General features: G+C 72.8%; 7 protein-coding genes. 3 read left to right on the plus strand and 4 right to left on the minus strand.

The window, feature by feature from the left end; all coding sequences use genetic code 11:
* Positions 1–1,131, plus strand: a 1,131-nt coding sequence (locus AB0J52_RS17405; protein ID WP_500182608.1) for a 3' terminal RNA ribose 2'-O-methyltransferase Hen1, incomplete at its 5' end; no start/stop codon positions are given.
* Entirely contained in the window at positions 1,128–3,659 is a 2,532-nt protein-coding gene (locus tag AB0J52_RS17410; protein WP_500182609.1) for a polynucleotide kinase-phosphatase, read from the plus strand. The genes AB0J52_RS17405 and AB0J52_RS17410, both read left to right, overlap by 4 nt.
* Positions 3,660–3,748: 89 nt before the next feature.
* Here the strand turns inward: AB0J52_RS17410 and AB0J52_RS17415 are convergent, their stop codons facing one another.
* From AB0J52_RS17415 to AB0J52_RS17430, 4 genes are all read right to left on the minus strand, one after another.
* Positions 3,749–3,985 carry a TFIIB-type zinc ribbon-containing protein gene (locus AB0J52_RS17415; protein WP_117357893.1) on the minus strand — a complete coding sequence of 79 codons (237 nt, stop codon included), beginning with the start codon at positions 3,983–3,985 and terminating at the stop codon, positions 3,749–3,751.
* A gap of 47 nt (positions 3,986–4,032) precedes the next feature.
* Complete coding sequence (locus AB0J52_RS17420; RefSeq protein WP_500182610.1) at positions 4,033–4,860, minus strand: phosphotransferase family protein; 828 nt, start codon at positions 4,858–4,860, stop codon at positions 4,033–4,035.
* Between the two features lie 51 nt (positions 4,861–4,911).
* The gene (locus tag AB0J52_RS17425; RefSeq protein ID WP_500182611.1) at positions 4,912–7,680 is read right to left on the minus strand and encodes a PQQ-dependent sugar dehydrogenase; all 2,769 of its coding nucleotides are present in this window, start codon (positions 7,678–7,680) and stop codon (positions 4,912–4,914) included.
* Between the two features lie 147 nt (positions 7,681–7,827).
* Complete coding sequence (locus AB0J52_RS17430; RefSeq protein WP_500182612.1) at positions 7,828–8,556, minus strand: TetR/AcrR family transcriptional regulator; 729 nt, start codon at positions 8,554–8,556, stop codon at positions 7,828–7,830.
* 49 nt (positions 8,557–8,605) lie between these two features.
* Between AB0J52_RS17430 and AB0J52_RS17435 the strand changes: the two genes are divergently transcribed.
* A partial coding sequence (locus tag AB0J52_RS17435; protein ID WP_500182613.1) for a carotenoid oxygenase family protein occupies positions 8,606–8,834 on the plus strand: 229 nt, incomplete at its 3' end.

Consider the following 8,834-nt stretch of genomic DNA (forward strand, 5'->3'; position numbering starts at 1 on the left):
GGGCCGCTCGGCTGGCGGGTCGAGGCCGTCCGCGTGCCGCTCGACCCCGCCTTCCCGGCCTGGGGCGACTCGCGTTACGTGAGCCTCACCCTGACCGGCGAGGCCCGCCTCGCCGACGCGCTCAACCAGCTGTACGTCCTGCTGCCGGTGCTGGACGAGTCCAAGCACTACTGGATCGCGCCGGACGAGGTGGACAAGCTGATCCGCGCCGGGGAGGGCTGGCTCGCCACGCACCCGGACCGCTCCGGCATCATCCGCCGCTACCTGGCCAACCGCCGTCCGCTCGTCCGCGCCGCCCTGGGCCGCCTGGCCGACTCCGACGACGCGCCCGAGGACGCCCTCGACCGCACCTCCCTCGAAGAGGAGCCGCCTGCCGACACCCCGCAGCAGCCCGCCACGGCGTCGGAGCCGCCGGCGGACGAGGAGCCGAAGGGCTCGCTGGCGGACCGGCGCGCCGAAGCCGTCGTGGCGGCGCTGCGCGAGCTGGACGCCCGCACGGTGATCGACCTCGGCTGCGGCAGCGGCAAGCTCCTCGCCCGCCTCAAGCGCGACCGGACGTTCGAGAAGGTCACCGGCGTCGACGTGTCGTACCGCGCGGTCGAGATGGTGCGCCGCCGCGGCCTCCCGGACGATCCCGCGGACCCGCGACGTCCGGCCCGCGTGTCGGTGTTCCAGTCCGCGCTGACCTACGCCGACCGCAGGTTCGAGGGCTACGACGCGGCCGTCCTGATGGAGGTCGTGGAGCACATCGACCCGCCGCGGCTGGCGGCCGTCGAGGGCGTGGTGTTCGGCGCGGCGCGTCCGGCGTCGGTCGTGGTCACGACCCCGAACGCCGAGTACAACGTCCGCTACGACGGTCTCGAGGACGGCGCGATGCGCCACCCCGACCACCGCTTCGAGTGGACGCGCGCCGAGTTCGCGGCGTGGGCCGGCACGGTGGCCGCGGCGCACGGCTACCGCGTCCGGTACGTCCCGGTCGGCGACCTGGACCCGGAGGTCGGCGCGCCGACGCAGATGGCCGTCTTCACCCGCGAGACCCCCGCCACCCCCGAGACCTCCGCTACCCCCGAGATCTCCGCACCCCCCGCGACGTGCGCGACTCCTGCGACCCGAGAGGAGAGCACCCGATGACCGAGATCAGGCTGCCCGAGATGGGGCTGGTCGTGCTCGTCGGCGTGTCCGGTTCGGGCAAGTCGCACTTCGCGCGCCGCCACTTCGCGCCGACCCAGGTGGTCTCCTCCGACCGCTGCCGCGGGATCGTGTCGGACGACGAGAACGACCAGTCCGCGACCGGCGACGCGTTCGAGCTGCTGCACCACATCGTCCGGACGCGGCTGCGGCGCGGCCTGCTGACGGTCGTGGACGCCACGAACGTGCAGGTCGGGCCCCGCCAGCAGCTCCTGCGGATCGCCAGGGAGTGCGACGTGATGTCGGCGGCGATCGTGCTCGACGTCCCCGACGCCGTGGCCGCCGCGCGCAACGCCGCGCGGCCGGACCGCGACCTGCCGGACCACGTGATCCCGAGACAGCGGCGCGAGCTGCGGCGCGGCCTGCGCTCGCTGCAGAGCCGCGAGTTCAAGCGGTCCTACGTCCTGACCGGCGTCGAGGAGATCGACGCGGCCACGGTCGTGTACGAGAAGGCGTGGAACGACAAGCGCGAGCTGACCGGCCCGTTCGACCTCATCGGGGACGTCCACGGCTGCCGCGCCGAGCTGGAGGAGCTGCTCGCCGAGCTCGGTTACGGCATCGAGCGCGACGCGGAGGGACGCGCCGTCGGGGCGCGCCACCCGGAGGGGCGCACCGCCGTGTTCGTCGGCGACCTCGTCGACCGCGGCCCCGACTCGCCCGGCGTGCTGCGCCTGGTCATGGGCATGGTCGAGGCCGGCACGGCCCTGTGCGTGTCCGGGAACCACGAGCAGAAGCTCGTACGCGCGCTCAACGGCCGCAAGGTGAAGGTCGCGCACGGCCTGGCCGAGTCGCTGGAGCAGCTCGCGCGCGAGCCGGACGGGTTCCGCGACCGCGCGCGCACGTTCATGGACGGCCTCATCAGCCACTACGTCCTGGACGGCGGGAAGCTCGTCGTCGCCCACGCGGGCCTCAAGGAGGAGTACCACGGACGCTCGTCCGGACGCGTCCGCTCGTTCGCGCTCTACGGCGACACGACCGGGGAGACCGACGAGTACGGCCTGCCCGTCCGGTACCCGTGGGCGCGCGACTACCGGGGCAAGGCGATGGTCGTCTACGGCCACACGCCCGTGCCGAACGCCGAGTGGATCAACAACACCATCTGCCTCGACACCGGTGTGGTGTTCGGCGGCAAGCTGACGGCGCTGCGCTACCCGGAGAAGCAGCTCGTCCAGACGCGCGCGCACGAGGTCTGGTACGAGCCGACGCGTCCGCTGAAGGACGAGTCCAGCGACCTTGACCTGCTGAGGATCGAGGACGTGATGGACGCGCACGGCGTGGAGACCACGCTGATGGGACGCGTTTCGGTCCGCGAAGAGAACGCGCTCGCCGCGCTGGAGGTGATGAGCCGGTTCGCGGTCGATCCACGCTGGCTGGTGTACCTGCCGCCGACGATGGCCCCGGCGGACGCGTCGCCACTGCCGGACTACCTGGAGCACCCCGCGCAGGCTTTCGCCGCCTACCGCGACCTCGGGCTGGCCAAGGTGATCTGCGAGGAGAAGCACATGGGCTCCCGCGCGATCGCCGTGGTCGCGCGTGACAAGGCGACGGCCGAGACGCGGTTCCGCATGGACGACGGCACGATCGGCGCGCTGTTCACCCGCACCGGACGGTCGTTCTTCAAGGACGCCGCCCGCACCGACGCCGTCCTCGCGCGCCTGCGCGACGCCATCGGCAAGGCCGGCCTCTGGGACGAGCTGAACACCGGCTGGCTCGTCCTCGACTGCGAGCTGCTGCCCTGGTCGGCGAAGGCGATGGAGCTGATCCGCACGCAGTACGCGGCGACCGCCGCCGCCGCGCGGGCCGCGCTCCCGGCCGCGTCCACCGCTCTCGCGCAGGCGCACGCACGCGGACTCGACGTGGCGGACCTGCGTGAGCGCACCGAGCACCGGGCCGCGAACGCCGCGCGCTTCCGGGACGCGTTCGCCCGCTACTGCTGGGACGTCGACGGCATCGGCGACCTGCGGATCGCGCCGTTCCAACTGCTGGCCGCCGAAGGGGAGACGCTCGCGACGACCCGCGGCCACGACTGGCACATGGACGTGGCGGACAGGCTCGCCGCGGCCGATGCGTCCGGCCTCGTCCGGCGCACCGCGACGCGCGTGGTGGACCTCGCCGACCCCGCGTCCGAGGCGGACGCGACGTCCTGGTGGGAGAAGCTCACGGCGGACGGCGGCGAGGGCATGGTCGTGAAGCCGCTCGGCCCGCTCCCGGCGGACCGCAAGGTCCAGCCGGGCCTGAAGGTGCGCGGACGCGAGTACCTGCGCATCATCTACGGCCCGGACTACACCGACCACCTGGACCGGCTGCGCTCCCGCCACCTCGGCCGCAAGCGGTCGCTGGCGATGCGCGAGCACGCGCTCGGTCTCGCGGCCCTCGACCGGCTCGCCGCCGGGGAGCCGCTGTGGCGCGTCCACCAGGCCGTGTTCGCGGTGCTGGCGCTGGAGTCCGAACCGGTGGACCCGCGCCTCTGAGACGCCCCCTCAGCCGCGTCCGGCTCCGGCCCGGGGGCGGTGAAGCGAGAACGGCCCGTACCTGTCGGTGCGGGCCGTTCACATGGGGGTCAGGTCGTGAAGAGCGCGTGGAACAGGCCGCCGTGGTGACCGTGGTGGCCGTGGTGCCCGCCGTGGTGTCCCCAGTGCGGGGCGGGCGGCGCGGCGTGGTAGCCGGACTCCAGGCGGCCGAGGGCCTCCAGCTCGCCGTAGTCGAGGAAGACGCCCCGGCAGTTGTCGCACTGCTCGATCTGGACGCCGCTGCGGTTGTACGTGCGCATGAAGCCGTGGCACTTGGGGCAGTGCATCGCCTATGTCGTCCTTCCAGCTGCTGAACCGTAATCAAAAGGTAAATCTAAGGTAGTGCGGGCAGCTCTGCGATTCTGACGCACGCACCCACGAGACCGGTTTCCTCCGGATGCAGATCGCGTTCCTCCTCGGCCGCCATCCGCAGCGACGTCGCGGCGATCTGGACCACCAGCGCACGGGACGGGACGTCCAGGACCGTCCACTCCGAGCCCTCGCCGGGCGGCACCGCCACCCCGCCCGCCTCCCGGTACGCGCGCAGGAAGCGGCCCCAGGCGTCCGGCGCGAGAACCCCCGCCGCGAACAGCGCCGCGAGGCGCGCGAGGTCCCACACCGGGTCGCCGCGTCCGATGTCCTCCACGTCGATGAACCGCCACGCGTCGCCCTCGCCCGCGCGCACGAGCTGGCCCAAGTGAAAGTCGCCGTGCAGCAGCCGCTCGTTCCGCACGTCAGGGACGGGCGCGTCCCCGCGCACCCAGGCGGGCAGCCCGGCGAACGCCCTCCGCACCGCGTCCGCGGCCTCACCATCCCCGAGGCGGGACACCGCGCGCGCCACCCGCGTCGGACGCCCGAACGGCGGCGTGTCCTCAGGGACCGGGACGGCATGCAGCGCGGCCAGCAGGCGCGCCGCGTCCTCCCAGGGCGGATCGTGGGGATCGACCGGTCTGCCGTAGCGCTCCAGCGTGACCGTCCGGCCTTCGACGTCGAGCGGCGGTCCCAGCGGCGCGTTGAACAGCTCCGGAAGGGACGCGGCGATCTCGACGCGGCGGGTGAACTCCGGCCCGAGGGCCCGTCCGGGACGGTGCGCCTTGGCGACCACGTCCCGGGCCCGGACGACCAGCACACCGTTCCGGTCATAGATGACTTGCGCGGACACCACGCAAGTATCACCCGCCGAAGACCCTCCACCACCCCTCGAAACCCCTGCCTACCTGTCGAAGACCTCCATCTCCCACAGCGAGTAGCCGTACTTCGTCGCCCGCTTCGTCCCGTACATGCGGACGTACCGGGCCTGGACGGGAGTGAAGGACGCGAGGTCCGCGCCGCCGTTCCCGTTCGTCCGCGTATGCACGGTCGTCCATGTGCGGCCGTCCTTGGACACCTGGATCTGGAACGCCGTCGCCGCCGCCTCCCACCGCAGGATCACGCATCCGACCTGCCGCACGGAGCCGAGGTCCACCCGCAGCCATTGCGGATCGGTCCGCTTGCTCGACCAGCGCGTCTTCTGGTTGCCGTCCACGGCGCTCCGCGCCGGGTACCACGACTGCTCAGCGCTGGACGCGGTCGCGGGACGCTTCAAGGCCAGGTTCGTCTTCAGCCGGTACGTCGCGGTGAGCGTCATGTCCTTCCCGACCGTGACGTTGTGCGCTGCCGCGCCCTTGTCGGACCACCCCGCGAACTCGTACGCGCGCCCGCCGACGATCTGCGTCTTGACCGGTGCCGCGACCGACGCCACCGAGCCCTTGATGACCGTTCCGGTGAACGGCGCCTTCGCCGTGCTCTGCCCCTGCGTCAGCGGGATGCCCGCCGGGCTGCTCCGGAGCGTCAGCTTCGCCGTCTTCGGATGCAGCTCCACGCTCCGGGAGTCGGTCAACCCGGACGAGTCGGTCGCGGTCAGCCGCAGCTCCAGCCAGGACGGGTACTCGTGGTCGGGCGCGACGAACGACCCGGACGGCCCGTCCTGCGCGGTGATCTCGTGCGTGTGGCAGGTGCTCGGGCAGTGGTGCATGATCAGCTGCCAGTGCAGCGCGTTGCCGGTGAGCGTGCCGTCCTCGGCGTCGGTCCCCGTTCCCGCGAACGCGATCCGGTCGCCGACCTGCCAGGTCAGCCCGGCCGCCGGCGCGGTGATCCGCGCGACCGGCGGCGTGGACGCCGCCGTGATCCGCAGCGTCGCCGTGTCGGACGCGCCGCGCGCGTCGGTCACCCGCAGCCCCACCTCGTACGTGCCCGCCCTGGTGAACGTGGCGGTCGGCGCGGCGTCGTGCGAGTCCCCGTAAGTCCCGTCGCCGTCGAGGTCCCAGTCGTAGGCGAGCGGCAGGTCGCCGTCCGCGTCGGACGACGCCGACCCGTCGAGCCGGACGGTCAGCGGCAGCCGCCCGCTGACCGTGTCCGACCTGATCGCCGCGACCGGCGGGTTGTTGCCGCCCTCGTACACCCAGCGGACGACGCGTCCGTCGATGACGTCCACGCCGAACAGGTCGCCGTCCGGCCCGCTCTCCAGATCCACGATCGCCCCGGGGGACGGGTCGAACGTCTCCACGCTCTTCGGATCGGGCAGGCCGTCCGCGCCCGCCCGCATCGCCCACACGCACTTGCGCGCGTAGTCGGCGAAGAACAGCGCCCCCCTGTACCGCTGCGGATACGCGCCTCCGTCATAGAACGCGGTGCCACTGATGGCGGAACTGCCCGTCCCGCACGTCTCGTTAGGGACGACCTTCGCGGAGTGCTTGTAGGCGAAAAACGGTGTCTCCACCGCCCCCGCGCCGGCGCTGTACAGCTTCTGGCACGCGGTGAGCCCGACGGCCTCGTAACCGGGGTTGTGGCCCGTCCCCTCGTAACAGGGCCATCCGAAATTGGCGACCTTCGTCAACGGCGTGGGGATGCGGTCGATCTCCTCCCACGTGCTGAGGCCGACGTCGCCCGCCCACACCTCGCTCGTCCCCGGACGGATAGCGAAACGGTAGGGATTGCGGAAGCCGTGCGCGATGATCCGCCGGGCGTTCTCGTCCCCGGCCGTCGCCGGGTTCCCGGGCGCGGCCTTCCCCGTGTCCGGATCGACGCGGATGATCGAACCGTCCAGGCTGGTCGGGTCGTCCGGAGTGCGGACGTCCTGGGCGCGCAGCGAGCCGCCTTCGGCCGAGGGCGCCGCGAGGCTCTCGCCGGGCTTTCCGGGCGGGTCACCACAGGGGTTCTGGGTCTGCCCGTAGTCGGCGTAGGTGTAGCTCGCGCCGTCACCCGCGCCCGCGTAGAGCATGCCGTCCGCGCCGAACCGCAACGTCCCGACCGAGTGGCTGGGGAACTGCTGGCACCAGTCCTCCACCAGCACCTGCTCGGTCACCGGACCGGCGTGCGCCCGCGGCGCGAGCGCGCCCGCCGACTGCACCGGAGGCGTCGGCACCGAGATCCGCCCCGCGACGACGCAGCCGCTCTTGTTCGCGCCGGGCGGGTCCGGGCACTGGTCGTCGCTGCCGTTCGCGGACGGCCACCTCGGGAACGTTCCGCCCAGCTCGCCGTTGAAGGTGTACAGGACGTACACGCGCGGATCGACCGGGAAGTTCGGGTGCAGGGCGAGCCCGAGCAGCCCCCGGTCCCAGCCGTTGAACACCTGTTCCCGCAGGTCCGCGTACACGACCGGGTTCGTGTCGGTGAGCGACTGGAACATCTTCACAATGCCGCTCTTCTCCGCCACGAACACCCGTCCGTCCGGCGCGAACCGCACCGCCGTCGGGTTCGTGAGCCCCGTCAGGACGGTCTGCTGCCGGAACCCGTCGGGCAGCGCCGCCGGCACCGCGCCCCGCGCCGACGCCCCGGTCAGCAGCGCGACCCCCAGCACCACCGCCAGCACCCCGGCCGGCACACCCAGCGAACGCCGCGTCCGCCCTGCCATCCGCCGCCGCGACCGCACGCCCGCCGGACGCCGTTCCCCCACGCCCGCCGGACGCCGCGTGCGCCACCCGGACCTCCCCCGCTCGCCCACGGCCGCGTTCCTCCCGTTCCCCGGTCCGCAGCCGCATGATCAGCCGCGCTTGCAGGGAACGATGAACGAATTCCGCGTTCAGGGGGAGACCAGGACCGAACGTGGCCAGAGGGGGCAAACCGTCAACCTCCGACCACCCGGAGGCGACTAGCCGCTCGCGCCGTCCCGCGGGGCGGTGCGGACCGCGTCGGCCATCCCGTCCGGGATGGACGCGCCGAGCCCGACGGCCAGCGTGCGCAGCAGCGGGAGGAAGACGGTCTCCTCGTCCGCCGGGGTGAAGTGCCCGCCCAGTTCGAGCATCACGTAACCGTGCAGGGCGCTCCAGAACTGCGCGGACACGTCGGCGGGGTCGGCGCCGTCCGCGCCCGGCAGCAGCCCCGCCGACATCGCGCGCTCCGTCGCCTCCACCAGGACGCCGAACGTGCCCGCGCCCTCGGTGAACCGCCCGGTCCGGATCTCCTGGTCGTCCGGGCAGATCTCGGCCAGCACGCTCCCACCGAACATCACCGCGTACAGGTTCGGGTTCGCCAGGGCGTTGGCGCGGTAGGCGGCGGCGAGCCGTGCGAGGTGGGCGAGCGGGTCGTCGCTCGGCGGGACGTCGGCCAGCATCGCCGCCAGCCGCTCGAACCCCTCCTCCACCACCGCCCGCACCAGCTCCGGCATCCCGCCGAAGTGCGTGTACAGGACCATCGTGGACGCCCCGACCTCGGCGGCCACGCGGCGCGCGGTCAGCGCCTTCGGGCCCTCCGTCGCCAGCAGCCGCGCGGCCGCCTCCAGCAGCCGCGTCCGCGTCGGCCCGGTCGGACCCGGCTTGGCCGGAGCCGGTTTGGCCGGAGCCGGACCCGGGTCCGCCGAACCCGTTGACACCTCGCTCATAACAGCGTTATATCCCACATAACACTGTTATTGAGCAGCGGAGGACCCAATGACGAACGGAATCCTGGACGGCCAGTACGCGCCCGTGCACGAGGAGCTGACCGTCACCGAACTGGAGACCACCGGAGAGATCCCCGCCCACCTCGACGGCCGGTACGCCCGCATCGGCCCCAACCCGTTCGACGACCCCGACCCCGCGACGTACCACCTGTTCACCGGCGACGGCATGGTCCACGGCGTCCGGCTGCGCGACGGCCGCGCCGAGTGGTACCGCAACC

Source organism: Spirillospora sp. NPDC049652 (assembly GCF_040675125.1).
In the GTDB taxonomy this organism is placed as follows: domain Bacteria; phylum Actinomycetota; class Actinomycetes; order Streptosporangiales; family Streptosporangiaceae; genus Spirillospora.